24 protein-coding genes are annotated in these 26,519 nt (G+C 60.4%); 10 read left to right on the top strand and 14 right to left on the bottom strand.

Features of this window, described 5'->3' with window-relative positions; all coding sequences use genetic code 11:
- Positions 1 to 7 precede the first annotated feature (7 nt).
- The 5 genes from phoU to NH398_RS11495 all read right to left on the bottom strand — a co-directional run bounded on the left by phoU (position 8) and on the right by NH398_RS11495 (position 5,143).
- Positions 8 to 733: a phosphate signaling complex protein PhoU gene (gene phoU, locus NH398_RS11515; RefSeq protein ID WP_159343594.1), complete on the bottom strand. Its 726-nt coding sequence runs from the start codon at positions 731 to 733 to the stop codon at positions 8 to 10.
- 30 nt (positions 734 to 763) lie between these two features.
- The gene (pstB, locus tag NH398_RS11510) at positions 764 to 1,576 is read right to left on the bottom strand and encodes a phosphate ABC transporter ATP-binding protein PstB (RefSeq protein WP_159343593.1); all 813 of its coding nucleotides are present in this window, start codon (positions 1,574 to 1,576) and stop codon (positions 764 to 766) included.
- Positions 1,570 to 2,982, bottom strand: a complete 1,413-nt coding sequence (gene pstA / locus NH398_RS11505; RefSeq protein ID WP_253018671.1) for a phosphate ABC transporter permease PstA — start codon at positions 2,980 to 2,982, stop codon at positions 1,570 to 1,572. Before pstA ends, pstB begins: the two co-directional genes overlap by 7 nt.
- Positions 2,982 to 4,100: an ABC transporter permease subunit gene (locus tag NH398_RS11500; RefSeq protein WP_253018669.1), complete on the bottom strand. Its 1,119-nt coding sequence runs from the start codon at positions 4,098 to 4,100 to the stop codon at positions 2,982 to 2,984. The genes pstA and NH398_RS11500 overlap by 1 nt, the downstream gene beginning before the upstream one ends.
- Positions 4,101 to 4,195: 95 nt before the next feature.
- Positions 4,196 to 5,143, bottom strand: coding sequence for a PstS family phosphate ABC transporter substrate-binding protein (locus tag NH398_RS11495; protein WP_253018667.1), 948 nt, complete (start codon positions 5,141 to 5,143; stop codon positions 4,196 to 4,198).
- Positions 5,144 to 5,274: 131 nt separating this feature from the next.
- Here NH398_RS11495 and NH398_RS11490 point away from each other — a divergent pair, with 131 nt between their 5' ends.
- Positions 5,275 to 5,688 carry an acyl-CoA thioesterase gene (locus NH398_RS11490; RefSeq protein ID WP_159343590.1) on the top strand — a complete coding sequence of 138 codons (414 nt, stop codon included), beginning with the start codon at positions 5,275 to 5,277 and terminating at the stop codon, positions 5,686 to 5,688.
- 70 nt (positions 5,689 to 5,758) lie between these two features.
- Here the strand turns inward: NH398_RS11490 and NH398_RS11485 are convergent, their stop codons facing one another.
- The 3 genes from NH398_RS11485 to hexR all read right to left on the bottom strand — a co-directional run bounded on the left by NH398_RS11485 (position 5,759) and on the right by hexR (position 10,137).
- A complete protein-coding gene (locus NH398_RS11485) occupies positions 5,759 to 6,847 on the bottom strand; it encodes a TRAP transporter substrate-binding protein (RefSeq protein ID WP_253018665.1) in 1,089 nt (362 codons plus the stop codon).
- A 145-nt stretch (positions 6,848 to 6,992) separates the two neighbouring features.
- Complete coding sequence (gene uvrD / locus NH398_RS11480) at positions 6,993 to 9,191, bottom strand: DNA helicase II (protein ID WP_253018663.1); 2,199 nt, start codon at positions 9,189 to 9,191, stop codon at positions 6,993 to 6,995.
- A 91-nt stretch (positions 9,192 to 9,282) separates the two neighbouring features.
- Complete coding sequence (gene hexR, locus NH398_RS11475) at positions 9,283 to 10,137, bottom strand: transcriptional regulator HexR (protein ID WP_253018661.1); 855 nt, start codon at positions 10,135 to 10,137, stop codon at positions 9,283 to 9,285.
- Between the two features lie 254 nt (positions 10,138 to 10,391).
- On the opposite strand from hexR, the gene NH398_RS11470 reads away from it, so the two are divergent.
- Complete coding sequence (locus NH398_RS11470) at positions 10,392 to 10,610, top strand: PA3496 family putative envelope integrity protein (protein ID WP_062374507.1); 219 nt, start codon at positions 10,392 to 10,394, stop codon at positions 10,608 to 10,610.
- Between the two features lie 49 nt (positions 10,611 to 10,659).
- Here the strand turns inward: NH398_RS11470 and NH398_RS11465 are convergent, their stop codons facing one another.
- Entirely contained in the window at positions 10,660 to 12,003 is a 1,344-nt protein-coding gene (locus NH398_RS11465; protein WP_253018659.1) for a sodium-dependent transporter, read from the bottom strand.
- A gap of 155 nt (positions 12,004 to 12,158) precedes the next feature.
- Entirely contained in the window at positions 12,159 to 13,028 is an 870-nt protein-coding gene (locus NH398_RS11460) for a DUF72 domain-containing protein (protein WP_159343586.1), read from the bottom strand.
- A 195-nt stretch (positions 13,029 to 13,223) separates the two neighbouring features.
- Here NH398_RS11460 and NH398_RS11455 point away from each other — a divergent pair, with 195 nt between their 5' ends.
- From NH398_RS11455 to mscL, 3 genes are all read left to right on the top strand, one after another.
- The gene (locus NH398_RS11455; RefSeq protein ID WP_253018657.1) at positions 13,224 to 14,594 is read left to right on the top strand and encodes a VOC family protein; all 1,371 of its coding nucleotides are present in this window, start codon (positions 13,224 to 13,226) and stop codon (positions 14,592 to 14,594) included.
- 51 nt (positions 14,595 to 14,645) lie between these two features.
- Complete coding sequence (aroQ, locus tag NH398_RS11450) at positions 14,646 to 15,092, top strand: type II 3-dehydroquinate dehydratase (RefSeq protein WP_253018655.1); 447 nt, start codon at positions 14,646 to 14,648, stop codon at positions 15,090 to 15,092.
- A 110-nt stretch (positions 15,093 to 15,202) separates the two neighbouring features.
- Positions 15,203 to 15,694 (top strand): large conductance mechanosensitive channel protein MscL, encoded by a 492-nt coding sequence (gene mscL, locus NH398_RS11445; RefSeq protein WP_159343554.1) that lies wholly within the window; start codon positions 15,203 to 15,205, stop codon positions 15,692 to 15,694.
- A gap of 58 nt (positions 15,695 to 15,752) precedes the next feature.
- Here the strand turns inward: mscL and NH398_RS11440 are convergent, their stop codons facing one another.
- Genes NH398_RS11440 through hemC form a run of 4 tightly spaced genes read right to left on the bottom strand, consistent with a single transcriptional unit; the run spans position 15,753 to position 20,197 of the window.
- Positions 15,753 to 17,015 (bottom strand): heme biosynthesis HemY N-terminal domain-containing protein, encoded by a 1,263-nt coding sequence (locus NH398_RS11440; protein ID WP_159343553.1) that lies wholly within the window; start codon positions 17,013 to 17,015, stop codon positions 15,753 to 15,755.
- A complete protein-coding gene (locus tag NH398_RS11435) occupies positions 17,012 to 18,460 on the bottom strand; it encodes a uroporphyrinogen-III C-methyltransferase (RefSeq protein WP_253018653.1) in 1,449 nt (482 codons plus the stop codon). Before NH398_RS11435 ends, NH398_RS11440 begins: the two co-directional genes overlap by 4 nt.
- A gap of 43 nt (positions 18,461 to 18,503) precedes the next feature.
- Positions 18,504 to 19,256, bottom strand: a complete 753-nt coding sequence (locus NH398_RS11430; RefSeq protein WP_253018651.1) for a uroporphyrinogen-III synthase — start codon at positions 19,254 to 19,256, stop codon at positions 18,504 to 18,506.
- Positions 19,253 to 20,197 carry a hydroxymethylbilane synthase gene (gene hemC, locus NH398_RS11425; RefSeq protein ID WP_253018649.1) on the bottom strand — a complete coding sequence of 315 codons (945 nt, stop codon included), beginning with the start codon at positions 20,195 to 20,197 and terminating at the stop codon, positions 19,253 to 19,255. The genes NH398_RS11430 and hemC overlap by 4 nt, the downstream gene beginning before the upstream one ends.
- A gap of 138 nt (positions 20,198 to 20,335) precedes the next feature.
- On the opposite strand from hemC, the gene NH398_RS11420 reads away from it, so the two are divergent.
- From NH398_RS11420 to dapF, 5 genes are all read left to right on the top strand, one after another.
- Positions 20,336 to 22,780, top strand: a complete 2,445-nt coding sequence (locus NH398_RS11420; protein WP_253018647.1) for an EAL domain-containing protein — start codon at positions 20,336 to 20,338, stop codon at positions 22,778 to 22,780.
- A gap of 96 nt (positions 22,781 to 22,876) precedes the next feature.
- Complete coding sequence (gene argH / locus NH398_RS11415) at positions 22,877 to 24,280, top strand: argininosuccinate lyase (RefSeq protein ID WP_253018645.1); 1,404 nt, start codon at positions 22,877 to 22,879, stop codon at positions 24,278 to 24,280.
- Positions 24,280 to 24,405, top strand: a complete 126-nt coding sequence (locus NH398_RS11410) for a lipoprotein (protein ID WP_217353013.1) — start codon at positions 24,280 to 24,282, stop codon at positions 24,403 to 24,405. The genes argH and NH398_RS11410 overlap by 1 nt, the downstream gene beginning before the upstream one ends.
- Positions 24,405 to 25,676, top strand: coding sequence for a diaminopimelate decarboxylase (gene lysA, locus NH398_RS11405; RefSeq protein WP_253018643.1), 1,272 nt, complete (start codon positions 24,405 to 24,407; stop codon positions 25,674 to 25,676). The genes NH398_RS11410 and lysA overlap by 1 nt, the downstream gene beginning before the upstream one ends.
- Positions 25,676 to 26,509: a diaminopimelate epimerase gene (gene dapF / locus NH398_RS11400; protein WP_253018641.1), complete on the top strand. Its 834-nt coding sequence runs from the start codon at positions 25,676 to 25,678 to the stop codon at positions 26,507 to 26,509. Before lysA ends, dapF begins: the two co-directional genes overlap by 1 nt.
- Positions 26,510 to 26,519: the final 10 nt, after the last annotated feature.

The raw sequence follows: 26,519 nt of genomic DNA, 5'->3' as shown, positions 1-26,519 counted from the left end.
TGCTAGGTCAAGACTTTTTCAGTACCTTCTGATCTAGGGTGTCGGGATCGCTGTGGCGAATATCCAAGCCTTTCACCAGGTAGACCACATACTCCGCCAAGTTGTTGGCGTGGTCGCCGACGCGCTCCAGTGCCCGCAGTACCCACATGATGCTGAGCACTGAGCTGATTGAGCGCGAGTCTTCCATCATGAACGTCATTAGAGAGCGCATGGCGCTGCCATACTCGTCGTCCACGGACTCGTCTTCCCGCACGACCTGCATGGCCAGCTCGGTATCGAAGCGGGCAAAGGCCGTCAGCGCATCGCGCAGCATCTTCCGCACGTGTTCGCTGATATGGCGCACTTCCACCAAACCGCGAATACCGCTGCTGCTTTCACTCAGCAGCAGCGCGTTACGGGCGATTTTGCTGGCTTCGTCACCGATCCGCTCGAGATCCGAGGTGGCGCGAATGACGGCAAGTACCAAGCGCAGGTCAGAGGCGGCCGGCTGGCGACGTGCCAGGACGCGGGTACACTCGTCATCGATCTGAAGCTGCAGGTCGTTGACCTGGCGGTCGTTGTCACGCACTTTTTCGGCCAGGCGGCTGTCGCCTTCCAGCAGAGCGTGAACGGCGTCTTGTACCTGTTTTTCCACCAGACCGCCCATGGCCATCAGGTGGGTTTTCAGCTCTTCCAGCTCCTGGTTGAACTGGCGAGAGATATGCTGGCTGTGGGTATCGCTCGTAATATCCATTGAGCACTCCTGACGTAACGTCGGTTGGGCCTAGGTCATGCGGCCGGTGATGTAGTTTTCGGTGCGTTGTAAACGCGGGTTGGTGAACACTTGATCCGTTGGCCCGTATTCAACGAGTTCACCTTGCTGCAAAAAAGCCGTGTAGTCGGATACCCGTGCGGCTTGCTGCATATTGTGGGTAACCAGTACCAGCGTGAGCTGGGATTTCAGGTTACGAATCAACTCTTCGATTTTCAGCGTCGAGATCGGATCCAGCGCCGAGGCGGGCTCGTCCAGCAGCAGGACGTCGGGTTGGACGGCGAGCGTTCGGGCAATCACCAAACGCTGCTGCTGTCCGCCGGATAACTGCCACGCCGAGCGATGAAGGCGGTCTTTCACCTCATCCCACAAGGCGGCAGACGTTAGCGCCCACTCGATGATGTCATCCCGTTTGCGCTTGGGCATGCGCCCTTGTAAACGCAGCCCAAAGGCAACGTTTTCATAAATGGACATCGGGAACGGATTGGGCGTTTGAAACACCATGCCCACGCGGCGGCGCAGTTCGGTGACGTTCATCTGTGGGGCGTGAATGTCCTGGCCCTCCAGCTGAATCTGGCCTTGATGCGTCACCGACTCGTTGAGATCGTGCAGCCGGTTGATGGCACGCAGCAGGGTCGACTTGCCACAGCCCGACGGGCCGATGAAGGCGGTGACCCGATGGCGAGGCACATCGAGCGTTAGGTCGCGCAACGCCGTTTTCCCCGCATACGCGAGGTGAAACTGGTTGATGCTCAAACAGCAGGTTTCGGCAGTAAAGCGAGTCACCGGTGTTTGAGTCGGGTGGGCGGACGATAACGCTAGCATTCGTTCCCTCGTTGACGCCTTAGATAATGACGCAGAAATATGGCAGTTAAGTTAAGCACTAGCACGATCAGCACGAGCAGCAGGGCGGTGGCAAACACCAGTGGGATGGCGGCTTGAACGTCTTCGCCGTGAAACGCGGTATCAAATAAATGATAGCCGAGGTGCATGAATTTGCGCTCTAGGTGCAAATAGGGAAATTCGTCATCGACGGGCATTTGTGGGGCCAGTTTCGCCACGCCGACCAGCATCAGCGGCGCCACTTCTCCGGCGGCCCGGGCCACGGCCAAGATGACCCCGGTGAGCATCGCTGGAGTCGCCATGGGCAGTACCACGCGGGTCAGCATTTCTAAGCGGGTCGCGCCTAGCGCCACCGCCCCCTCTCGCTGAGCGTCAGGAATGCGCGCCAGTCCCTCTTCGGTGGCGACGATGACGACGGGCAGCGTCAGCAGCGCCAGGGTCAACGATGCCCAGAGCAGGCCGCCCGTGCCAAACGTGGGCGACGGCAGCGCATCTTCGAAAAACCAGCTATCGATGGAGCCCCCGATACCGTAAACGAAGACCCCCAAGCCAAATACCCCATATACGATCGACGGCACGCCAGCAAGGTTGCGTACGCCGATACGGACCAAGCGGGTCAGGCGGTTTTGATGCGCGATCTCGTTGAGATAAATGGCGGCCAGCACGCCGAACGGTGTCACGATGACCGACATCAGGATCACCATCAGCACCGTCCCGAAAATAGCGGGCCAAACGCCGCCACCGGTATTGGCTGCACGCGGGCCTTCGCTGAGGAATTGCCAAATGCGCTCACTCCAGACGACGACTTTCTGCCCCCAGGACATGGCGTTGGGCGCTTGGAAGCGCATGACGCCCGCCAACGGTTGGGTCACGCGATGGCCATCGGCAGCGGTGAGCCGTAGCTGGGCGACGGGGCGCTGGCTCTCGGGAAGCGCCATGGCCTGGGCGACAAATGCCCAGGCGGCATCTCCCTCGAAACGCTGGCCATCGCTCTCGACGGTTTCCAGGCGGCCAATGAAGTCGCCCCAGGGGGCCCGTTCTAGGCGGATGAGGTCGTTGGGTACGGCGACGGTGGCGATGTCGTCCAAGGCCACCCAGCGCCAGCTATTACCGTCGATATCGCGGTTGCCGGTAAAGTAGAGCCGCTCTGTGCCCGCCGCATTGGGCAGTGGGGCCTCCCGCACCGCCTGGCCGATCACCGTCTCGCCGGAGCGTAGAGTGACTTCTTCCAGCGTGGCGGGCCAAAAGTGGCCAAGGCCACGGGCGGCCAGCAGCGTCAGCAGGGTCGCCAACATCAACAGCGATAATGCAACGCTGGCCGCGCATAGCCATGGCCATAGCAGGCTGCCCATGGCCGTGAGGCGGGGCGGACGTGGGAGCCAACGCATTAGCGGTTACCCCCTAGTCGTTGATAGCGCTGACGCAGCCGCTGGCGAACCACCTCGGCGAGCGTGTTGACTAAAAAGGTGAACAAAAACAGCGCTAGAGCAGCAAAAATCAGCAGGTGGTAGGTCATGCCACCGGGGGAGGCTTCCGGCAGCTCGATGGCAATCGACGCCGATAGGGAGCGCAGTCCCTCAAAGGGGCTAGCGCTAAAGAGCGCCGTGTTACCGCTGGCCATCAAAACGATCATGGTTTCGCCCACGGCGCGCCCGGCACCGATCATGACCGCCGAGAAGACCCCTGGCCCGGCCGTAGGAAGGGCCACCTTCCAGAGCGCCTGCCAGCGGCTCGCGCCGAGCGCTTGGGCACCTTCCATCAAGTTGGCGGGCACATCGGCGAGGGCATCCTCTGCCAGCGAGTAGATGCTGGGAATCACCGCAAACCCCATGGCGATCCCCACGATCAGCGCGTTGCGGGTGGCGTAGTCCAGGCCGTACTGCTGGTCGAGCATGCGGCGCAGGTCGCCGCCAAACCATGCGTGCTCCAAGAGCGGGGCTAGCCATAGTGCGAGTGTGATCATGATGGCGAGCCACGGCATTAGCCACACGCCCGCCCAAGAGAGCGGCAGCCACTGGCGCACCTTGGCGCTGGCAACATACCAGAGAATACCGGCCAAGCCCGCGCTTAGCGGCAGCCACACCAGCACCAGTAGGGTGCTGGCCAAGTGTTGTTCCACCCAGGGGGCTAACAGTAGTCCGGCAATGAAACCTACTACTACGCCGGGAATGGCTTCCATTAGCTCCAGCATAGGTTTGATACGGCCACGCAGCCGAGCCGACATGAATAGCGCCGAGTACATGGCGGCACCTAGCGCGATAGGCGTGGCGAACAGCATGGCGGCAAGTGCCGCTTTGAGTGTGCCCCAGGCCAGGGGCGATAAGGTATTGAGTGATAAGGCGTCGCCAAACGTCAGCAGTGGCAGCGTTTCCCACACGAGGAACACGCCAATGGCAAGAATGGCCAACAGAACGCCGATGCCACCGGCGGTAATCAATCCGGTAGCGATACGGTCGTGAATGAGGCGCAGCGGCTGACGCGAAAGAGGTAGCCGTGGGGGAGTCATGTCGACATCATAAAGAAACGAGTGCCGTGGCAAAAAGTACGTACATGGCCGAAGCGTCCCACCCTACGGTATGTTTATGACAGTTAAGTGACAGCTCAGGGAGCCAGTAGCGGCGGCTGGCGCTGAGCTTGGGGCAACGGCACGAATCCCGCCGCTTGAACGATTTGCTGACCCTCCTCAGAGAAGATCAGTTCAATGAACGCCTGCTCGGCCGGGGGCAGCGTGTCGCCGGGCGGGAGGTTAACGTATAGGTAGAGATCTCTCGATAGTGGATAGGTATCGTCCTGAATCGTCGCGACGCTTGGACGGATGGCGTGGCCCGTGTCGTCGATCAATGGTAGCGCGCGGACCATGGGGTTCAGGTGGTTATAGCCGGCATAGCCCATGGCGTTGGGTGACTCACCCACGGCGGCAATCACCGCCGAAGAACCGGGGTGTTCGCTGATATCGCGGCGAAATTGGCCATTGCACAGGGCGCGGTCTTGAAACAGCCCGTGCGTGCCGGAGGCCAGGTTGCGACCATGCAGCGCAATCTTGCCGTAGGGCCACTGGTCGCTGGGCAGCAGTTGTTCCCAGCGCCGGATGGGGCGCAGCCCACCGCAATCTAACGAGGTGGAGAAAATCGCGTCGGCCTGCTCGCGGGTGAGCGATGCCAGCGGATTATGGCGATGCACCACTAGCAGCAGCGCATCTCGGGCCACCTTCAACTCTCGGGGCGGGTATCCATATCGCTCGATGAATTGCTGGCGTTCGGTGTCGGACATAGGGCGCGACATAGGGCCAAAGCGTGTCGTCCCCGCGACCAACGCGGTGGGCGCGCTGGCGGAGCCGCCCGCTTGAAACTGCAGGTTAATGTCGGGATAGCGGTGATCGAGCGCTTCCCCCCAGCGGAGCATCAGTCCGGCCATGGTATCGGAGCCAACGGCGCCCAAGGTGCCACTGACCGACGTTGGCTGCCCCACGGCAACCGTGCAGCAAAGCAGCCAGGCGATCGCCACCAAGAGGCGATAACACCGCTGAATCCGCCCACAATGGCGCGTCAAACGATTGCCCTTCAAACGTTACCCCTCTTATGATTAACTATCCCCAACCTGTTGCGATGCAGCAACGCTACGCTCCTCCGTGCCACCGACCGACCTTCACCACAACAATAACCTTACAAAGCGACCACCTTATGACACCGCTGGACACCGACTTGGACGACGTACCGGCCCCTAAAGGGCAGCTCACTTTAAAGTTACTGGCTTCTCGGCAAGATACCAATCTCTACGGCGATATTCCTGGCGGCTGGTTGGTCAATCATATGGATCAGGCGGCGGAGCTGGCAGCCGGGCGTGAAGCGGGTGGCCGCACCGCGACGGTCGCCATCGAAGCCATGGACTTTTTGAGTCCGGTGCGAGTAGGGTCCATGGTGAGCGTCTATACCCAAGTGCAGGAGATTGGCCACAGCTCGATCAAAATCGATGTCGAGGTGTGGGTACGCCCACCCCATGGCCGCCACATCGAGGAGCGCCAGAAAGTCACCGAAGCGCGTTTTGTCATGGTGGCGCTGGATGACAATGGCCGTATCCGCGCCGTGCATGGCTAGTACGCCCTCGCCTTAGCCATTCACAGCAGCAAAAAGGGCGCCGAGGCGCCCTTTGACGTTGGCCGGTAGGTTAGGCGCCGACGTTGTCGCGGCTCTTCAGGTAAGCGTACTCACCCGCGTCGCTAAACGGGCGCACCACTTTCTGGAAGGCCGAGTAGGATTCGTAAACGCGGCGAGACTCTTCATCGCTCTCTACCTGACGCTGAATCGCCTGCTTGGAGGATTCGTACAGCGCGGCCATAACGTCTTCCGGAAACGTGCGTAGCTGCACGCCGTGCTCTTCCACCAGTGTTTCCAGGGCCTGGGCGTTGCGGTAGGCAAACTCGCTGATCATTGCGAGGTTAGAGGCGCGTGCCGCTTCACGGATCACGTCCTGCAGATCCGCCGGCAGCGCGTTCCACGCATCCAGGTTGATGGTGCCTTCGAGGACGGCAGAGGGCTCGTTCCACACGGACGTGTAGTAGTAGTCCGCCACTTGGTGCAGGCCAAAGGCCAGGTCGTTGTAGGGGCCCACCCAGTCCGCCGCGTCAAGCGCACCGGTTTGCAGCGAGGTGAAGATCTCAGAACCGGCCATGTTCACGGTGCTCACACCGATGCCGTTCATGGCTTCCCCGGCAAGCCCCGGCAAGCGCAGCTTCAGGCCCTGCATGTCTTCGAGGGAGTTGATCTCTTTTTTGAACCAGCCCGCCATCTGGGTGCCGGTGTTGCCTACGGCAAATGGCTTGAGATTGTGGTTGGCGTAGATCTCGTCCCACAGCTCCTGGCCACCGCCGTGGTACAGCCACGCGTTCATTTCGGTGGTGGTCATGCCAAACGGCACGGCGGTAAAGAACTGGGACGCAGCCACTTTGCCGCGCCAGTAGTAAGATGCGGAGTGACCCATTTCAGCCGTGCCAGCGGCGACGGCATCAAACACTTCCAGTGCCGGTACCAGCTCGCCCGCACCGTGTACACGAATGCGCATACGGCCGTTGGAGAGTTGCTCCACACGACGCGCAAAGTCGTTGGCGCCGGTCCCGAGGGCGGGGAAATTCTTCGGCCAGGAGGTGACCATGTCCCAGGTGTAGGTTTCGTTAGCGCTAGCGGTAGAAACGAAAGGGGCAGCAGCGACACCGGCGGCACCCAGGCCGGCGGTTTTCAAAAATTGGCGGCGTTGCATGGCGGGCATGACTCCGAAATTATAGGCTGTTTTTTTATAAGCGCAGTGAGCGCAGTGTCCGCCCGCCAGTATGCGCTAAGCCGCTTTTATAGGGCAAGTCTCTGTCTTGCCTTGCCCTTTTTTTGGGTTGATCGGGGCGGTCGGTTCAACGCGGCGTTAGTTTGGCAAACCCCAGTACGAGCCACTTCACGCCCTCGCCATCGAAGCTGACTTGTACCCGCGCCCGGGCGCCTTCGCCTTCGGCATTGAGGATGATGCCTTCGCCAAACACCGGATGCTCGACGCGCTGGCCGACATGCAGCGCGGGGAGCTCGCCGTCGCTCTCGATACTGGTTTGGGCGAAGCTTTGCCGCGAGGCGGTCACCGGGCGAGACACATGGCCCCGCAGGCGGACCTCCTCCAGCAGGTGGGGTGGCAGTTCACGCAAGAAGCGCGACGGACGCGGAAACACCTCTTTACCGTGCAGACGGCGGGTTTCCGCGTGGGTCAGGTAGAGCTTCTGCATGGCGCGGGTAACGCCCACGTAGCAAAGCCTGCGCTCCTCCTCGAGCCGCCCAGGCTCCTCCACCGACATCTTATGCGGGAACAGCCCCTCCTCCACACCGGCGATGAACACCACCGGAAACTCAAGCCCTTTCGCCGAGTGCAGCGTCATCAGCTGCACGCTGTCTTCGAACTCTTCGGCTTCGTGGTCGCCTGCGTTGAGGGCAGCTTCTGATAAAAATGCTTCCAGCGCCGCCATGCCTTCGCCCGCTTCCGGGGTTTCAAAGGCGTCGCCATGGGTGAAGGCGCGGGCGGCGGTGACCAGCTCTTCCAAGTTTTCGACCCGCGCCTGGCCCTTCTCGCCACGCTCGCTTTTGTGGTGCTCGATTAACCCGGTGTGCGCGGTGACATGGTCGATGATCTCATGCAGCGGCAGCCCGGCGGCGTCGTTATCGAGCTGCTCGATTAGGTTGGCGAAGGCCTGCACGGCGTTGCCCGCCCGGCCTCTTAAGGTGCCATCCTGAATCGCGTCGTGGAGCGCCTGCCAGAGCGAAACGCCCTGTTCTCGTGCGCGGTGGCGAACAATTTCCACCGTGCGGGTGCCGATGCCTCGGGTGGGCACGTTGATGACGCGTTCCAGGGAGGCGTCGTCGTCCCGGTTGAGCAGCAGGCGAAGGTAGGCCAGGGCGTTTTTGATTTCCAGCCGCTCATAAAAGCGGTGGCCGCCGTAAATGCGGTAGGGCATGCCTTGGCGAATCAGCGTCTCTTCCAGCAGTCGCGACTGGGCGTTGGAGCGGTATAGGATGGCGATATCACGGCGATTGAAGCCTTCCTCGACCTTCTCTTTGATGGTATCGACGATGTAGCGAGCTTCTTCCAGGTCGTTAAACCCGGCGTATACCGAGATCGGTTCGCCCTCGATACCGTCGGTCCAGAGGTTTTTGCCCAGCCGCTCGGTGTTGTGGCTAATCAACGCGTTGGCGGCATCCAGAATGGCGCTGGTCGAGCGGTAGTTCTGCTCCAGGCGCACCGTCTGGGTATGGGGAAACTCCTCTTCAAAGCGGCGGATGTTTTCCACTTTGGCGCCCCGCCAGCCGTAAATCGACTGGTCATCATCGCCGACCGCCGTCATCGGCGTTTGTTGGCCGGTGAGCAGTTTCAGCCACGCGTACTGCAGGGTGTTGGTGTCTTGGAACTCGTCTACCAGCACATGCCCAAAACGCTCGCGGTAGTGGTTCAGCAGCGGCGGGTTATCGCGCAGAAGTTCCAGGCTGCGCAGGAGTAGCTCGCCAAAATCCACCAGCCCGCCGCGCTCACAGGTGAACTGATAGCGCTCGTACAGCTCGACCATTTGGGCGAGGTACGCATCGCCATTCACGTTCACCTGATGAGGGCGCAGCCCTTCCTCTTTGCAGCCAGATATAAACCCCTGTACCTGGCGGGGCGGGAAGCGCTCATCGTCAATCGAGTAATCTTTGAGCAGCCGTTTGATCAGCCGGAGCTGGTCGTCGGAGTCAATGATTTGGAAGTGTTGCGGCAGGCGGGCATCTTGCCAGTGGGTGCGCAGCAGCCGGTGGGCAATGGAGTGGAAGGTGCCGACCCACACGTGGCGCATGGAAATACCCAGCAGCGCTTCAAGGCGCGTGCGCATTTCCCGTGCCGCTTTGTTGGTAAACGTGACCGCCAGCAGCGCGTAAGGAGAGAGCCCCTCGGCCTGCATCAGCCAGGCAATGCGGTGAACCAGCACGCGGGTTTTACCGGAGCCAGCCCCCGCCAGTACCAGTAGATTGCCCTGGGGGGCGCTCACTGCCTCCCGCTGAGCGGGGTTGAGCTGATCAAGTATCGCCGTGACGTCGTCCATATAAGCCGCTGCCGGTTCGGAAAATGGGCGGTTAGTTTAGCACAGCCCGCCCACTGGCTGGGTATACAGCGTACGTCGCGCTGGTCCGCCGTTAGTGGTCGTCTGGGTAACGCAGCGTGGTCAGGCTCTTTTTCACCGCTTTGAGCTGCTCGGCGAGTTTGGGGCCACGGGTTTTCGCGACACCGACGGCCAGTACGTCGATCAGCACCAGGTGCGCGATGCGTGAGCTGAGCGGCGTGTAAATCTCGGTATCTTCATGCACATCGATAAACAGCGGTAGGCTCACTTCATGGGCCAGCGGCGACTCGCTGGGGCACAGGCCAATCACCGTCGCCCCCGCTTCGCGGGCCAAACGCACGCTGGCCACCAGCGCCTTGGTTCGCCCGGTTTGTGAAATCGCCACCACCACATCGCCCTCTTGCAGCGTCACCGCCGACATGTTCTGCATGTGGGGGTCGGCGTAGGCGGAGGTCGAGATCTGCAGGCGGAAGAACTTGTGCTGGGCATCGAAGGCCACGGCACCAGAGGCTCCAAAGCCGTAAAACTCCACCCGGTTGGCCATGGCCAGCGCGTTCACGGCCCGTCCCAGCGCATCGTTATCGAGCCGGTCGCGCACCGACAGCAGCGTGCCGACGGTGGAGTCAAAAATGCTGTGAGAGAACTCCGCCACTGAGTCGCTATCGTTCATGGAGAACTGGGCGAACTGACTACCGCTGGCCAGCATCTGGGCGAGCTGAAGCTTGAAGTCCTGGAAACCGTTGCAGCCAAGGGCACGGCAGAAGCGCACCACGGTGGGTTCGCTCACCTTTGCCTCGGTGGCAAGGTCCACGATCCGCATATGGATCACTTCATCGGGGTTACGCAGCACGAACCGCGCTACCTTTTGTTCGGAGCGACGGAAATGCTCCATGCGGCGTCTCATTTCATCGAACAGGGCGCGGCTCACGTTCAGCTCCTTAAATTCTCGATCGTGCTTATGCAGCCTGGGTAGCCACAGTATGCCTGAGTGACGCGAAGAGGGCAGCGGGATTCACCGATGATCACTGCCGTTTAAAGGGCGTTAACCCATTTCTTCAAGATTCGTCATCATTTTGTCAAGTAGGTTATAGTAAGAAGTGACGTGCCGCACTGCATCATTTAAAAATCAGTCGTCACGGATGCAGGTGGACGTAGGCAACTTCACCTGGAGGAGCGTCGATCATGAGAAACGTCGAACGAATGACCTCGGTAAAAAGCGAATTGCTCGACATATTCATGAGTATGGAGGTCGATGAGCATGCCCAACGTCGGCGCAGCGCCGCCCAGCGTAGCCTAAGGGCACGCAGAGGGATTGAGCTGCATCGGGAGTTTCAGAAATTGTCGCGGGATATCGCTCCCTTACCGGACGATGACGAACCGCAAGAGAGCGAATTGCACTAACAACAGCGTGCGATAGAACAGCCCCGCCAGCTAGCGGGGCCGTGACGGCTTAGATCAAGCCTGTGACGAAGACAGCGATGACACCCGCGGGCGCTACATAGCGCGCGATGATGTTCCATACGCTGACGCCCGTGGCTGACAGCCCAAGTTCGGCCTCAACGCTTTTGCGCTCTAAGCACCACGCAGCGAAGAGAATTGCGCCCAAACCGGTAAGCGGCAGCATGATTTTGCTGGTCAGCGTATCTAGCAAATCGAACACGCCCATGCCGAACATGAGCGGCTCGCTCCATACGTTGAAGGAGAGTAGGGCTGCAATACCTAGTGCCCAAGCCCCCACACCGGCAACAATCGTCGCGACCACGCGAGACAGCGGAGTGCGCTCTTCAATCAGCTCCACCACCGGCTCAAGCAGCGAAATGGCTGACGTCAGAGCCGCAAAAGTGAGCAATAGGAAGAACATCAAACCGAGCAGAGAGCCGCCGTCCATATTGCCAAATGCCAAGGGCAGTGTGACGAAGATCAGTCCTGGGCCCGAGGCTAGGTCAAGGTTGTTCGCAAACACGATGGGGAAGATCGCAAGACCTGCGCCGAGAGCGATCACCGTATCCATAATGATGACGGTACGAGCGGTTTGAATCAGGTTGATCTCTTTGCCCAAGTAAGAGCCATACGCCATCATAATGCCCATACCCAGCGAAAGCGTGAAGAAAGCGTGCCCTAACGCGGCCAGTACCGTCTCTGCGCTTAGCTTGCTCCAATCCGGGTTGAACATGTATACCAGCGCCTGGCCGAAATGGCCGGTCGACATGCCATAACCGATCAGCACGACCAGCAGAAGCGCCAGCACCGGCATCAAGATGCGCACAGCGCCTTCAAGCCCCTTCGTGACACCCTGAGCCACAATGCCAATGACCAACAGCATGAAAGCCGAGTGACCGAGCAACAGCAGTCCAGGATTGCTGAGCATGCCATTAAACAGCGCGCCGATGCCGTCAGCATCTTGACCGCTGAAGGTGCCAGTGACGGAGTTCAGGGTGTAGTAGAGCGACCAGCCGCCAATCACGCTATAGAACGACAGAATTAAAAACGCCCCAATGATGCCGCTGATGCCTACCACGGCCCACATACTGGATTTATTGGCTTGGCGTGCCAGCTCGGACATCGTGCTTGCGGGGTTCTTCTGACCGCGCCGCCCGATAAGCCACTCAGAGACAAGAATGGGCAAGCCAATGAGCCCAATACAAAGCAGATAAACAAATACGAAAGCAGCCCCGCCGCTTTCGCCCACCATATAAGGGAACTTCCAAATATTCCCTAAGCCAACCGCTGAACCCGCTGCGGCCAGCACAAAGGTCATACGCGATGACCACTGTGCATGTGCAAGTTTTGCCATAAATCACCTGTGTTACGTTCAATTGTAATGAGTCGTTATCGGCGTGCTGCGCCGATTTTCGGAAATAGAGAAATTGCCAGCGTACTTTTCCGAAAGAACGCGCAATTTATCCGATCATGCTAGGGCTTGCCAGTCAGCCGGCCTAAAAAGACGGCCTAAAATAGCTGGCTCTGCTTCTCGTTGGCGAAGGCTTCAAGCGCAGGCAGTGCCATCTGCTGTTGAAGAAGGCCGTAGAGCGCGCGCGCCATCTCGGGCGACTCGCGGTTATCTGCTGTATGCACAAATAAGAAAGGGGTTTTCCCCTGACTTATCCACAGCTTTAGGCGCTCTATCCACGGCGCGAAGTAGCGAGTATTGATGGTTTTGTCAATATGGCCGATGAAGCGAATAATCGGTTGCTCTGCCGTGGAGAGCACGTGTAACGGGAGTTTCGGTTTTTCCTGCTGAGCGTGAGCAAGACCCGGATGGCCGTTGGCAGGGGTCGAGAACACAGGCCGCACATCCAGCATTACGCGGTTGGCCCCATAAGTTATCAACAATCGGTTGAGGGCTTTCTCCTCCTCACCTTTGTGGAAAAAAACAGGATGGCGCACCTCGACAGCGCAGGGTAGCTGCGTTGGCCAGTGGGCGAGCAAGGCTTCGAGTTTAGGCAGCTCTGAGGGGCCGAAATCACGCGGCAGTTGGACCATGGTCGGGCCAAGCCGGTCATGGAGCGGCGTCAGTGCCTCTATGAACTCCCAAGCAGAGGCTAAACTGCCGAGCCGCTGGTCGTGCGTCACGCTGGCGGGCAGTTTAAAGCAAAAGCGAAAATGGGCGGGTGCTTGGCGCGCCCAGGCAGCGATGGTATCGGGCTTGGGGGCGCCGCTGTAAAACGTCGTATTGCCCTCCACGCTGGAAAACACCGCGGCGTAATCACTGAGCAAGTCGGTTTTGGCTTGGCGCGGGTAGAGGCTGCCCTGCCAATCCTGGTTGGCCCACATGGGCAAGCCCAGATAGAGCGGTAGCGGCGAGCGTGAGGCAGTCATCTAAACGGTGGCCTTTGTCGAAGCGTAGAATTGTCGAAACAGAAAGGCTTAGTGTAACCGTAACACCATGGGCTGTGGCGGGGGCTCAAGGCGTGTTAATGAAGATAACGGCCAAATTTATGCAATTTTCCCCGTCGCTGCAGCGCTACTATGGTAATCGTCATAACCCCCACAAGATGACCAACAGGACGCCCCATGGATGCTGCTTATGTAAGTGTCGACGATATTCGCGATCAGTTTTCCAAAGCGATGTCGGCGATGTATCAACAGGAAGTGCCGCAATACGGCACGTTGCTCTCGCTGGTGGAGAGCGTGAATCGTGATGTCTTGGCCCAAAATGCCACCTTAGCCCACACACTCGAAGCATCGGACGAGCTAGCGCGCCTTAGCGTTGAGCGGCATGGAGCGATCCGCGTTGGTTTGCCTGAAGAGCTGTCACTGCTGCGACGTATGTTTGCGGTGATGGGCATGCACCCCGTGGGGTATTACGACTTGGCCGCCGCCGGTGTGCCGGTTCACTCCACGGCGTTTCGCCCGGTGGATGATGACGCCTTGAAGCGCAATCCCTTCCGCGTCTTTACCTCGCTGCTGCGCCTTGAGCTCATCGAGAACCCACAGCTGCGTGAGCAGGCGCGGGACATTCTCTCTCGCCGTGAGATCGTCACGCCCGCGGCCCAGGCGCTGATCGCCCGCTGTGAAGCGCAAGGTGGCCTAAACGCGGCCGATGCCAAGGCATTCGTGCAGGCCGCGCTAGATACGTTTCGCTGGCATCACGATGCCACCGTGGATCGCGCCACCTATGACCGTTTACACCAGGAGCATCGGCTTATTGCCGACGTGGTGAGCTTTCGTGGCCCGCATATCAACCATTTAACCCCGCGCACTTTGGATATTGATGCAGTACAGCAGCAGATGCCGAACGTTGGCATCGACCCCAAGGCGGTAATCGAAGGCCCGCCCCGTCGCCGCTGCCCGATTCTACTGCGCCAAACCAGTTTCAAAGCGCTGGAAGAGACCATTACCTTTGCCGACAGCGTGGCGGGGCATCACACCGCCCGCTTCGGTGAAATCGAGCAGCGCGGCGTTGCCCTCACCCAGAAAGGGCGTGCGTTATACGACCGCCTGCTGGCCCAGTCGCAGCAGTTGCCTCCCGCTAAAGATAACAGCGCTCATCAGGCGCAGTTGGCGGAAGTGTTCCAAGCATTCCCAGACGACCACGCCACGCTACGTCGTGAAGGGCTGGCGTTCTTCCACTATCACGCCGTGCCGGGTACCACTGCATCACTACCCGCGCAGATTAACGCGGATACCCTTGAAGCACTCATCGAGCAAGGCGCGCTGACTTGCCAGCCCATGATTTATGAGGACTTCCTGCCGGTTAGCGCGGCGGGCATCTTCCAGTCGAACCTGGGCGGCGAGCAGCGCGACGAATACGCCAGCCAAGCCAACCAAGCTCAGTTCGAGCGTGACCTGGGAGCTTCTGTAATTGATGAAATCGCGCTGTATGCACGCCGTCAGCAGGCATCCCTGGACAAGGCGCTGGCGGTGCTTGCGGGAAGGTGTTAGAACGAGGCGACAAACGCAACACGGCTAACCACATCACCGCAGGAGAGCGCTATGCAGCAGGGCAAAGTATTGGTGTTACATGGGCCTAATCTCAATTTATTAGGCACGCGACAGCCAGAGATTTATGGCTATGACACACTCGATGATGTGAACAACCTGCTGCGTGAAAAAGCGGTCATGGCAGGCTGGGAGATCACCTGCCTGCAAAGTAACCATGAAGGCGCACTCATCGACGCCATCCACGCAGCGAGGGTGGATGGCACGCAGGCCATCATCATCAATCCGGCGGCTTATACCCATACCTCGGTGGCGATTCTCGATGCGTTGAACGCCTTTGATGGCCAAGTCATCGAAGTCCACCTCTCTAACGTGCACAAGCGCGAGGCGTTTCGCCACCACTCCTATGTTTCGCTACGGGCAGACGGCGTAATTGCGGGCCTGGGGGTTCAGGGATACAAGGCTGCATTGGACGCAGTGATGGCGGCCTTCAAGCAGTGATCCGCGTCGCGCCTTGCTCACCTCTTGCCGCGTTTGTCGCCTTGGCCCATTCTTCTCTCAGGACAACTTAGCCCTTGGCGTTTCATTGGCTTGGTGAGGTTAAAAGGCGTATGGCTAAATTTTTCCGGGAATTCCGCGAGTTTGCCGTTAAGGGCAATGTGATTGATATGGCGGTGGGTATCATCATTGGCGGGGCGTTTACGCTGATCGTGCAAAGCCTTGTCAAAGACGTGATGAATCCGCTGATTGGCCTGTTGGTGGGTGGGATCGATTTTTCGAATCTGTTTGTTGTATTGCGGGAAGGCGTGGCGGGAGCGCCCTATGCCACCTTGGCGGAAGCTCAAGCGGCGGGGGCGGTGACGCTGAACGTGGGGCTGTTTATCAACGCGGTGGTGAGCTTCTCCATCGTCGCGTTCGTGGTGTTTTTGCTGGTGCGTACCATCAACCGCTTAAAGCGCGAAGAGGCGGTAGCACCGGCAGACCCGACCGAAAAGCCCTGCCCGTACTGTTTTATGGTGGTGCCGATCAAGGCCGTCCGCTGTGGTCACTGTACGTCTGAGCTGCAGACAGCGGCCCCAGAGAAGCCTGCCGAGAGCGTGTAGCGAAGCGTCATAAAAAAAAGGGTGCCCGTGGGCACCCTTTTTGCGTTAAAGAAGGCGGTTACGCCGTCTTTTTCGCTGCCTTCTTATCGCTTTGCGTGCTGTCACTGGCATCGCTGGGTTGGGGCAGCGATGGCAGAGATTTGGCGAGCATATCCACACTGTGACGATAGTAGAGCTGGCTCTTGTTGTGCTCGCCTAGGCTTGCGTAGAGGCGGGCAAGCTCGGCACACACTTCGCCATTGGGGCGCTGGCGCTGGCTGGCTTCAAAGTACTCCAGCGCTTTTTCCCACTGCCCTACACGCAGCGACAGGCGGCCACAGGCGAGCAGCAGTTCGGGGTCGTTGGGGCGCTCTTGCAGCCACTTTTCGGCCTTGGCCAGCTGGCGAGCGGCATCCACGTTGAGCAGACCGTAGCGCTTGACCAAGCGGGCGTCCCAGTGGTTATCCAGCGAGTGGTTCAGCAAACGCTCGGCAATCGGCTCTTCGTTGGCGTGTAGCAGTGCCTCGGTATAGAGCACGATCAGCTCGGTATTGCCGCGCAGGTAGTCGGGCATATCCGCCCACAGCCCGCGAACCCGTTCGATATTGGTAGGGTTCTTCGCTTCGAAGATGATCAGCTCGCGATACGCTTTGAACTCCAGCTGTTCGCGCTCCTGCTGCGTGATGAGCTTTTGCGCGGCCAAGCGTGGAATCAGGCGACGCAGGCCTTCCCAATCGTTGACGCTCAGGTGTACCTGCTTCAGAAGCTTCAGTACCTGAGGATGATTGGTGAGCTGCTTATCCAGGCGATTGAGAATCGCCAGGGCCTCTTCCGGCTGCTGGCGGTCGATCATCAACTGTGCCTGCATCAAGCCAATGGCGGTATCCGCACCGTCGGTGGTCAGCTGGGCCTGGTTCAGATGCTCTTGAGACTTCTCGTGGTGGCCCTGGTAGTGAGCGGCCAACGCGGCCGATAGGTAGTTCACCAGCGGCGTGCTGGAGTCGTCGGCGGCGCGCACCAAGGTTTTCTCCGCTTTCTTCCAGCGGCCTTCAGTGAGCGCCACCAAGCCGCGCACGGTGCGTTTCATGGCGCGACGGTTACGGGCACGGCTGTTCCAGGTGCGGAAACGACCCACTGGGCGAATAATGCCGGTGAGCAGGCGCAGCGCGAAGTGCAGCACAATAAAGGCACCCAGCAACAGCACCAGACCAAACCAGAACGAGGTTTGAACCGACGTGTCACCGACCCGAATCAGCCAATAGCCGGGCACCGACATCATCAGGTGCCCGAAGAGTGCGCCAACCGCAAGGCCCGCAACAATTAGCAGGATGAGTTTTCTCATGCATCACCTCCATCCTGACGGCGCGACTCGAAGCGATTGTCGATGAAGCTGGCCAGCGCTTGTTGAGAGGCGCTGATGTCCGGCAGCTCGGGCTGTACCTGAACCTGTTTCAGCTCTTGCAGGCGGGCAATCACGCTCTGGGTCTCTTCACGCTCGGTGTCGTAGTAGCCGTTCAGCAGTTCCAGAGCTTTGTCGATGCTCGCTTCGTACAGCTCCGGCTCCTCTTTAAGCAGCGCTAGCTGAGACTGCTCAAGAATCAGGCGCAGGCTCTGGCGCAGATAGGACTCTTGTTCAGGGGTGATCAGCGCTTCCAGTGCTTCATCGTGCTGACGAATGACGACGAGGTCTTTGAGCTCTTCACCGAACCGGGCAAGCTGGCGCTGGAACGTGCCGGTAGGCGGCTGTTCGATGCTCGACGTCACGGCGCGCTCTTCGATTTCTTGAGACAGACGTAGACCTGCCACGCGCTCTTGCTGGGCATTCAGGGCCAAGTAAATACCGGTGCGGTCCACTTGAGGCACGGCATCCAGCGCGGCGAGCTCGTTGGCAATCTCGCGACGCACGGGCGTCAGTGCCGGGTTATCGGCATCGGCTAGGCGGGCATCGGCAGTGCGCAGTAGGGCGGCAGCACCCTCTACGTCACCTTCCAGCTGTAGGCGCTGGTTCGCCAAGCGCAGCAGGTAGGCGGCTTCGGCGTGGAGCCAGTCGCGCTCGTCGGTGTCCTGCTCTTGAGAAAGCTGTGCCAGTACGTCGTCCAGCGTGCCGTTCACTTCGCTGCGGTAGCTATCCAGCTCGCTACGCAGTTCGCTCATGGTGCTGTCTAGTGCCCGGCTACGTTCGGCTTCGCCTTCATCGATACGTGTTTCAAGCTCGCTGACGGCTTGCTGGGAGGCGCTGTTTTGCGCTTGCTGTGCCAGCTCATCCAAGCGCTGCTGCTGACTATCCAGGCGCTGCCATCCTTGCCAAGCGACCAGCCCCAGGGCGAGTGCCAGGATAATCACCAGGGCAAGGGCTACGCCGCCACCTTTGCTGCCACCACCACCGGTAGAAGTGGGCGGCGTCGGTTTGCCTGTGCTGCCCGTAGCGGATGTGTTGCCACTTTTAGCAGATGTGGACGCTGCAGGCCTAGCTGTGGCAGTCGGTTTGGTATCTGCTGCCGTCGCTTTGGTATCGTTAGGGGCGCTTGTCTGTTTAGAGGCGCTTTCCTGAGCGGGGCTGGACGTGGTTGCACTGGCGCTGGATGCGCTCGTGTGGGAATTAGTCGGGCCACCTTTGTTACGGCGGCGCGAGCGGCTATTTTTGGCCGCGTAAGACGAGGAGGCGCTGCCAGCAGTCGACTCGCTTTTCGCCGAGGAGGCCGCAGTATCGCTCGACGGCGTGCTCGCTTGGGATGCATCGGCAGACGTGTTGTTGACGCCTTCCTGCTCGTTTGGTTGTTTGCTCATCTGTCGCTAGCCCTTATTAAGTTCCTTGATCGACATCGGCACCCTATGGGTTGCAGGACCGATCCAACGCGGCCACCAGCGCAGCCGGCGTTGCTCCCGACGCCATCTTGAGGTCACAAAAACCCAGTTTACCGGCCAGTGTAGCTAAACGGTGACTGGAAACGATTAGCGGTTGGTTCAACGCTGCTGGACCACACCATTTTGCCAGATATTCAAGCAGTTCGCCGCTGGTGACGATCAGCGCCCGGTAGTCGCCACTGTGTAGGCGCTCGCGCAGGGCGGGGGGCGGCGGCTGATACGTTCGCCGGTAGACCGCCAAACGAGTCACCTGGGCGCCGCGTGCCGCCAGGGTGTCGGCGATTAGCGTGCGACCCCCTTCGCCTGCCACCAGCAGTACGCGCTGGTGCGTCAACTGGCGAAGCGATGCCAGCGAGAGCAGCGCTTCACTGGTGTCCTCCCCCTGTTGGGGCGAAGGAATACGCACCCGCACCCCAAGCTGATCGGACAGTATGCTGGCAGTGCCCCGTCCAACGCTATAGTAATCAATCCCGACGGGGAGTTGGGGCCAGTAGCGATCCAGCGCCTCGCTCAAACAGTGCGCAGCGAAGGGGCTGACCACCACTATCTTATGGTACTGATCAATATCCAACCAGACTTGGCGCTGGGCGGCCTCTTCAGGCAGCGTCTCCAGGCGCATCATGTCAAGCGGCTCCACCCAGCCATGGCGTTCGCGTAAGGCATCCGCCAGGGCTTGCCCCCGCTCTCCGGGGCGGCAAATCAGTACCGGTTGGTTCATACGTGGCGGCCGTACACCTCGGCCAGGATATCGCCAGCGCCTTGATCCAGCAGCTCTTCGGCAATCCGAATACCGAGCGCTTCCGGCTCGTGGATAGAACCACGGCCTTCGGCGCGCAGCACTTCCGTGCCTTCGGGGTTACCGACAAGCCCGCGTAGCCACAGGGTGTCGTTGGCTTTATCCAGAATGGCATGCCCGGCAATGGGCACTTGGCAGCCGCCTTCCAGGCGGGTATTCATGGCGCGCTCGGCGCGCACGCGGGTGGCGGTGTCCTGGTCGTCCAAGGGGGCCAGCAGCGCAATCAGCTCGGGGTCGTGCAGGCGGCACTCGATGCCCAGCGCGCCTTGGCCACAGGCAGGCAGGCAGATTTCGGGAGGCAGCGCTTGCGCGATCCGTGCGTCGAGACCCAAACGCTGCAGGCCGGAGGTCGCCAGGATAATGGCATCGAATTCGCCGTCGTCGAGCTTGCCAAGACGGGTTTGTACGTTACCGCGCAGGTTGAGAATCTGGAGATCCGGGCGTGCTTCGCGCATTTGCAGGCCACGGCGCAGGCTGGCGGTGCCGATACGTGCACCTTCGGGCAGCTCGTCGATACTGTTATAGTGATTGGACACAAACGCATCGGTGGGATCTGCCCCTTCTAAAATCACCGAGAGCCCCAAGCCTTCTGGAAAGTGCATCGGCACGTCTTTCATCGAATGCACGGCAATGTCGGCGCGCCCATCCAGCATGGCGTCTTCGAGCTCCTTGACGAATAGCCCTTTCCCGCCAATTTTGGAGAGAGGCGTATCGAGAATTTTGTCACCTTTGGTGGAGAGGGGGACAAGCTCAACTTCCAGACCGCTATGTGCCGCCATCAAGCGGTCGCGGACGTACTCGGCCTGCCACATGGCCAACTGACTTTTACGCGTGGCAATGCGCAATTTAGTGATGGATGACACCTGATTCTCCCTTTGCCGCTGACACGGCGCGTCGAACTGTGATAATTCTCATCATAAAGCACCCAGCCACACAGTAAAAATAACCGGCCATATTTAAGGCCAGCACTGAATGCGTTGAACGCCTATTTAGGAAACGCCATGCCCCTCGCTGAACCGCAAGGCAAGCTCGACCAGTTCTTCCTGCTCTCGCAGGATTTGTTCTGTTGCATTGACTTTGCGGGTACGCTGCTCAGCGTCAATCCCACCTTCGAGACGCTGCTCGGCTACTCAGCGGACGCCCTCCTGGGAAAGCCGTGCGGTGTCGTGATCGAGACGCGTGATCATCCCGTGATCGAAGCGGCGCTGGCAAGCTTGTGCCGCGGGGAGAAGGTCAGTGCTTTCGACGTGTGCGCGCTGACGTTAGACGGTAAGCGGGTTTGGTTGGAAGTGTCGGCCTCCGCCGGTGATCAGGTGATCTACGTCATCGCGCGGGACATTACCCGGCGCAAAGCGGTGGAGAAGCAGCTTAGGCGCAACCAGCGCCTGTTTCGCATTGCCGGTGAAACGGCGCATATCGGCGGTTGGTATTTGGACATGGCGGTGGGGCTGCCCATCTGGTCCGAGGAGGTGTGCCGTCTGCACGATATGCCGGTGGGGCATCAGCCTACTTTGGAAGAAGCCATTGGGTTTTACACTCCCAGCGCGCGGCCGCGTCTGCAAGCCGTCTTCTCCGCCTGCTGCGAGCAGGGGGTAAGCTTCGATGAAGAGTTCGAAATCATTACCCAGCGAGGACGGCGGCGCTGGGTGCGGGTGATTGGCCGTGCCGTGCGCGATGAGCTGGGGCAGATCATTCAGGTGCAGGGGTCGACCCAGGACATCACCGAACGCAAAGATACCGAGCGGCAGCTGACGCTGTTGGAGCGCAGCGTGGAGTCCAGCACCAACGGGGTGGTGATCGTGGATGCCCAGCGTCCCGATTTGCCCATGGTCTACGTCAATGCCGCGTTTGAGCGCATTACCGGGTACTCCCGCGAGGATGCTCTGGGTCGCAACTGCCGCTTTTTACAGGGCACCGATACCGACCCCGCTACCCTGGCGCAGCTGCGTGAGGGCATCAAAGCGCAGCGCGATGTCCACGTGGTGATTCGTAACTATCGCCGCAGCGGCGCTCCTTTCTGGAACGACCTCTATATTTCACCAGTGCGCGATGAGGGGGGCGTCGTGACGCACTTCATCGGCGCGCAAAACGACATTACCGCCCAGCGAGAGTACCAGGCTCAGCTGAGTCATAACGCCAACCACGACGCGCTGACCGGGCTGCCCAACCGGCTCATGCTCGACCAGCGTCTCGATCAAGGCTGCTTGCTGGCCCGGCGCTATCACCGGTACTTGGCCGTACTGTTCATCGATCTGGATGACTTCAAACCGATCAACGACACTCTGGGCCATGAAGTGGGCGACTATATCCTGCGCGACGTCGCCAAGCGCCTGGAGGAAGAGCTGCGCCCTTGGGATACCGTAGCGCGCTTTGGAGGCGACGAATTCATCGTGCTGCTGCCGGACTTGGCCCACGAAGATGACGTGCTGCAGGTGGTCGAGCGGCTGCTGGCGAGAGTGTCGGCCCCCTATTGGTATCGTGGTAGCGAGCTACGCATTACCGCCAGTATCGGCATCGCCACCGACGATGGGACGATTCAAGCGCCCCGCCAACTGATTCAACAAGCCGATCTTGCCATGTATAAAGCCAAGCGGCGGGGGCGTAACACCTTCCAGTGGTATACCGACGAGCTGAACCGCAAGGTGACCGAACGGGTCAATCTGCGCCATGCGCTGCAGCAGGCCATCGAACAGCAGCAGTTCGAGCTCCATTACCAGCCGCAGATACATCACAGCGGTCGCGTCGCCGGGGTCGAAGCGCTCATTCGGTGGCACCACCCCGAGCGTGGCAACATTCCGCCGGGTCAGTTCATTGCTCTGGCCGAGGATACCGGTCAAATCATCCCGATCAGTGAGTGGGTGCTGGAAACGGCCTGTCGTGACGCGGTCGCGCTCAATGCACAAAGCGCGGCACCCATGACCATGGCGATCAACGTGTCGCCCATGCAGTTTCAGCGTCCGGGCTTTTTGGATTCCGTACAGCAGGTGCTGGCGCGCAGCGGTTTACCGCCGGCCTTGTTGGAGTTGGAGCTGACCGAAGGCGTGTTGATGGATAGTGCCGAGCACACCATTCAAGCCCTGCAAGCGCTGCGCCAGCTGGGCGTTCACATCGCGCTCGACGACTTCGGCACCGGCTTCTCCAGCCTGAGTTACCTGAAACGACTGCCGATCAACAAGCTGAAAGTCGACCGTTCGTTCGTGCGCGACGTGGCCACGGACTCCCGCGACGCGGCCATTGTCGAGGGCGTGGTCACCATGGCCGACAAGCTGGGGCTGGAGGTGCTCGTCGAAGGCATCGAAACCGCCGAACAGTTTCATCACCTGCGCACTCTGCAGTGTGACCACTTCCAGGGCTACTACTTCGCCCGCCCGATGTCGCTGAGCGCGCTTCGGCACTTTTTGGAGTCGCCGGTGGACACCACCAGCCCCGCCGCCCCGACCTCGTAAGGGGTGCGATCGCAAATGGCATGCCGCTCCACGCAGTGACTCTGGTACACTTTCTCTTAACGACTCCATTAGATTTGTCAGCAGGATATCTCACCGATGAGCCAAGCTACGAACCAGTCTTGGGGCGGTCGCTTCAGCGAGCCCACCGATGCCTTTGTTGCGCGCTTTACCGCGTCTGTGACCTTCGACCAGCGCCTGGCGCGCCAGGATATTCAGGGCTCGATCGCCCACGCCACCATGCTGGCGCGAGTGGGCGTGCTGACCGACGACGAGCGTGATGCCATCATCAACGGCTTGACCGAGATCCAGGGCGAAATCGAGCGGGGCGAGTTCAACTGGTCGGTGCCGCTGGAAGACGTGCACATGAACATCGAAGCACGCCTGACCGACAAAATCGGCATTACCGGCAAGAAGCTGCACACCGGCCGCTCGCGCAACGACCAGGTCGCGACCGACATTCGCCTGTTCATGCGCGATGAGATCGACGTGATCGAAGCGGAGCTGACACGCCTGCGCGAGGGCATGATCGAACTTGCCGAGCGCGAAGCCGACACTATCATGCCGGGCTTCACCCATCTGCAAACCGCCCAGCCGGTCACTTTTGGCCATCACCTGCTGGCGTGGCAAGAGATGCTGGCCCGTGACCACGAGCGCCTGCTGGATTGCCGCAAGCGTGTGAACGTGATGCCGCTGGGTGCCGCCGCCCTGGCGGGCACGACGTACCCCATCGACCGCCACGTAACCGCCGAGTTGCTCGGCTTCGACCGCCCGGCGGAAAACTCGCTGGATGCGGTGTCGGATCGCGACTTCGCCATCGAATTCACCAGCTTTGCCAGCATTCTGCTCATGCACCTGTCGCGCATGAGCGAAGAGCTGGTGCTGTGGACCAGCGCCCAGTTCGACTTCATCGACCTGCCCGACCGCTTCTGCACCGGCTCCTCCATCATGCCGCAGAAGAAGAACCCCGACGTGCCCGAGTTGGTGCGTGGTAAAACCGGCCGCGTGTATGGCCATCTGATGGCGCTGCTGACGCTGATGAAGTCGCAGCCGCTGGCCTACAACAAGGACAACCAGGAAGACAAAGAGCCGCTGTTCGACGCCGTCGACACCGTGCGCGACTGTCTGAAAGCCTTTGCGGACATGGTGCCTGCCATCGAGCCGAAGAAAGAGAGCATGTACGAAGCGGCGCGTCGCGGCTTCTCCACCGCGACCGATCTGGCGGACTACCTGGTGCGTAAAGGCGTGGCCTTCCGCGATGCCCATGAAATCGTTGGTTTGTCAGTCGCCTACGGCCTGAAAACCAAGAAGGACCTCTCTGAAATGACGCTGGAAGAGCTTCAGCAGTTCTCCGATATCATCGCGCAGGACGTCTTTGACGTACTGACCCTGGAGGGCTCGGTGGCCGCCCGTAACCATATTGGCGGCACCGCGCCTGACCAAGTGCGCGCGGCGGCCAGCCGTGCCCGTGAAGCGCTGGCGGCGCTCAAGGGTACGTCATGATGCGTCACGCGATCACACTTAGCGCGCTGCTGCTGGCCGCGCTGCTACTCGTCGGCTGTGGCCAGAAAGGGCCACTCTATTTGCCTGATGACACATCCGATTCGGCCGCCGAGCAGGAGGGGTAATGGATCACTTTAACTACCGCGACGGCGTGCTCTACGCCGAGGACGTACCGTTAACGCAGCTGGCGGATAAGCTGGGAACACCCTGCTACGTCTACTCCAAAGCGACCCTGGAGCGCCACTTTCGTGCCTACACCGAAGCGCTTGGCGGTCACCCGCACCTGATTTGCTACGCGGTGAAGGCCAACTCGAACCTGGCCGTGCTGGGCCTGTTGGCGCGCCTAGGCGCCGGGTTCGACATCGTCTCCGTGGGCGAGCTGGAGCGAGTGCTCAAAGCCGGTGGTGACCCCGCCAAAGTGGTGTTTTCTGGCGTCGCCAAGCAGCCCCAGGAGATGGCGCGTGCGCTGGAGGTCGGCATCAAATGCTTCAACGTCGAGTCGCGCCCGGAACTCGAGCGCTTGAACGCCGTGGCGGGCGAGCTGGGGAAAGTCGCTCCGGTCTCGCTGCGCGTCAATCCCGACGTGGATGCGGGGACCCACCCGTACATTTCCACCGGCTTGAAGGACAACAAGTTCGGTATTCCGGTGGACGAGGCGCTGGAGGTGTACCAGCTGGCCGCTAGCCTGCCCAACCTGCGGGTGACCGGGCTTGACTGCCACATCGGCTCGCAGCTCACCGAAACCGCGCCGTTCCTGGATGCCCTGGAGCGCCTGCTGGTGCTGATGGAGCGCCTGCGTGAGCGCGGCATCGAGATCGACCATCTGGATTTGGGCGGCGGCTTAGGCGTCCCCTACCGGGACGAGAAGCCACCCCAGCCCTTCGATTACGCCAGCCAACTGTTGGCGCGTCTCTCCCGCTGGGAAGGCGGTGAACAGCTCACGCTGCTGTTCGAGCCGGGCCGCTCCATTGCGGCCAACGCCGGATTGATGCTCACCCGGGTAGAGTTCTTGAAACCCGGCGAGACCAAGAACTTCGCCATCGTCGATGCGGCCATGAACGACCTGATTCGTCCGGCGCTTTATCAAGCGTGGCAGGCCATCGTGCCGGTGGATACCCGCCAAGTACGGAATACCGCCACCTACGACGTGGTCGGCCCTGTGTGTGAAACCGGTGACTTCCTAGGCAAAGAGCGCGAGCTTGCTATCGCCGAAGGCGACCTGTTGGCAGTGCGCTCGGCCGGGGCGTATGGCTTCGTCATGGCCTCGAACTACAACAGCCGCCCGCGCCCGCCGGAGGTGATGGTGGATGGTGACACCTACCACGTGGTGCGCGCTCGGGAAACGCTGGAAAGCCTGTGGGCCGGCGAGGCGCTGCTGCCGGAAGGGGCACGCTGATGCTGCTGCACTTCACCAAAATGCACGGCCTGGGCAACGACTTCATGGTGGTGGACCTGGTCACCCAGCGGGCGCGCCTGCGGGACGAGCAGATCCGTCAGCTGGCGGACCGGCGCTTTGGCATTGGCTTTGACCAACTGCTGATCGTCGAGCCGCCCCGCGATCCGGACATGGACTTTCGCTACCGCATCTATAACGCCGACGGCAGCGAAGTAGAAAACTGCGGTAACGGCGCGCGCTGCTTTGCCCGCTTCGTGCGTGACCAGCGCCTGACCCACAAGCATGAAATCCATGTGGAAACCGCCGGTGGCCCGTTAGTGCTCAACGTGCAGCACGACGGCATGGTGCGGGTGGACATGGGCAGGCCGCGCTTCAACCCGGCAACGCTGCCTTTCGACGCGTCGGGGGACCAGCCGCTGCACGAGGTAGAGGTCGAAGGCGACACGCTACAGCTTGGCGTGGTCTCCATGGGCAATCCGCATGCTGTTCTCCAGGTCGAAAGCGTGGAGCGCGCGCCGGTGGAACGCTTGGGGCCGCTGTTGGAGTCGCATCCTCGGTTTCCCAAGCGGGTCAACGTCGGCTTCATGCAGGTGGTCTCGCCCAGCGAGATTCGTCTGCGGGTGTTCGAGCGTGGCAGCGGTGAAACTCTGGCCTGTGGCACGGGCGCCTGTGCGGCGGTGGCCAGCGGTATTCGCCAAGGGCTGTTAAAAAGTCCGGTGAAAGTCCATTTGCCCGGCGGCGAGTTAAGCATCGAGTGGCCGGATCCCGAGGCGTCGCTGGTCATGGTAGGCCCCGCGACGCGGGTATTTGACGGTCGGGTATCACTCAACTAATTCGAGGAGA

It is taken from the genome of Halomonas sp. CnH100-B (assembly GCF_024124605.1).
Lineage (GTDB): Bacteria > Pseudomonadota > Gammaproteobacteria > Pseudomonadales > Halomonadaceae > Vreelandella.
This window is presented reverse-complemented; position numbering and strand designations above follow the sequence as displayed.

What these genes read in the sequence shown, in the direction of transcription:
- mscL (WP_159343554.1), top strand. Translation starts at nt 15,203, where the DNA reads ATGGCTAAATTTTTCCGGGAATTCCGCGAGTTTGCCGTTAAGGGCAAT.
- NH398_RS11460 (WP_159343586.1), bottom strand. Translation starts at nt 13,028, where the DNA reads ATGACTGCCTCACGCTCGCCGCTACCGCTCTATCTGGGCTTGCCCATG.
- NH398_RS11455 (WP_253018657.1), top strand. Translation starts at nt 13,224, where the DNA reads ATGGATGCTGCTTATGTAAGTGTCGACGATATTCGCGATCAGTTTTCC.
- NH398_RS11500 (WP_253018669.1), bottom strand. Translation starts at nt 4,100, where the DNA reads ATGACTCCCCCACGGCTACCTCTTTCGCGTCAGCCGCTGCGCCTCATT.
- lysA (WP_253018643.1), top strand. Translation starts at nt 24,405, where the DNA reads ATGGATCACTTTAACTACCGCGACGGCGTGCTCTACGCCGAGGACGTA.
- argH (WP_253018645.1), top strand. Translation starts at nt 22,877, where the DNA reads ATGAGCCAAGCTACGAACCAGTCTTGGGGCGGTCGCTTCAGCGAGCCC.
- NH398_RS11430 (WP_253018651.1), bottom strand. Translation starts at nt 19,256, where the DNA reads ATGAACCAACCGGTACTGATTTGCCGCCCCGGAGAGCGGGGGCAAGCC.
- aroQ (WP_253018655.1), top strand. Translation starts at nt 14,646, where the DNA reads ATGCAGCAGGGCAAAGTATTGGTGTTACATGGGCCTAATCTCAATTTA.
- NH398_RS11490 (WP_159343590.1), top strand. Translation starts at nt 5,275, where the DNA reads ATGACACCGCTGGACACCGACTTGGACGACGTACCGGCCCCTAAAGGG.
- NH398_RS11485 (WP_253018665.1), bottom strand. Translation starts at nt 6,847, where the DNA reads ATGCAACGCCGCCAATTTTTGAAAACCGCCGGCCTGGGTGCCGCCGGT.
- NH398_RS11440 (WP_159343553.1), bottom strand. Translation starts at nt 17,015, where the DNA reads ATGAGAAAACTCATCCTGCTAATTGTTGCGGGCCTTGCGGTTGGCGCA.
- NH398_RS11470 (WP_062374507.1), top strand. Translation starts at nt 10,392, where the DNA reads ATGAGAAACGTCGAACGAATGACCTCGGTAAAAAGCGAATTGCTCGAC.
- phoU (WP_159343594.1), bottom strand. Translation starts at nt 733, where the DNA reads ATGGATATTACGAGCGATACCCACAGCCAGCATATCTCTCGCCAGTTC.
- pstB (WP_159343593.1), bottom strand. Translation starts at nt 1,576, where the DNA reads ATGCTAGCGTTATCGTCCGCCCACCCGACTCAAACACCGGTGACTCGC.
- dapF (WP_253018641.1), top strand. Translation starts at nt 25,676, where the DNA reads ATGCTGCTGCACTTCACCAAAATGCACGGCCTGGGCAACGACTTCATG.
- uvrD (WP_253018663.1), bottom strand. Translation starts at nt 9,191, where the DNA reads ATGGACGACGTCACGGCGATACTTGATCAGCTCAACCCCGCTCAGCGG.
- NH398_RS11435 (WP_253018653.1), bottom strand. Translation starts at nt 18,460, where the DNA reads ATGAGCAAACAACCAAACGAGCAGGAAGGCGTCAACAACACGTCTGCC.
- NH398_RS11420 (WP_253018647.1), top strand. Translation starts at nt 20,336, where the DNA reads ATGCCCCTCGCTGAACCGCAAGGCAAGCTCGACCAGTTCTTCCTGCTC.
- pstA (WP_253018671.1), bottom strand. Translation starts at nt 2,982, where the DNA reads ATGCGTTGGCTCCCACGTCCGCCCCGCCTCACGGCCATGGGCAGCCTG.
- NH398_RS11465 (WP_253018659.1), bottom strand. Translation starts at nt 12,003, where the DNA reads ATGGCAAAACTTGCACATGCACAGTGGTCATCGCGTATGACCTTTGTG.
- NH398_RS11410 (WP_217353013.1), top strand. Translation starts at nt 24,280, where the DNA reads ATGCGTCACGCGATCACACTTAGCGCGCTGCTGCTGGCCGCGCTGCTA.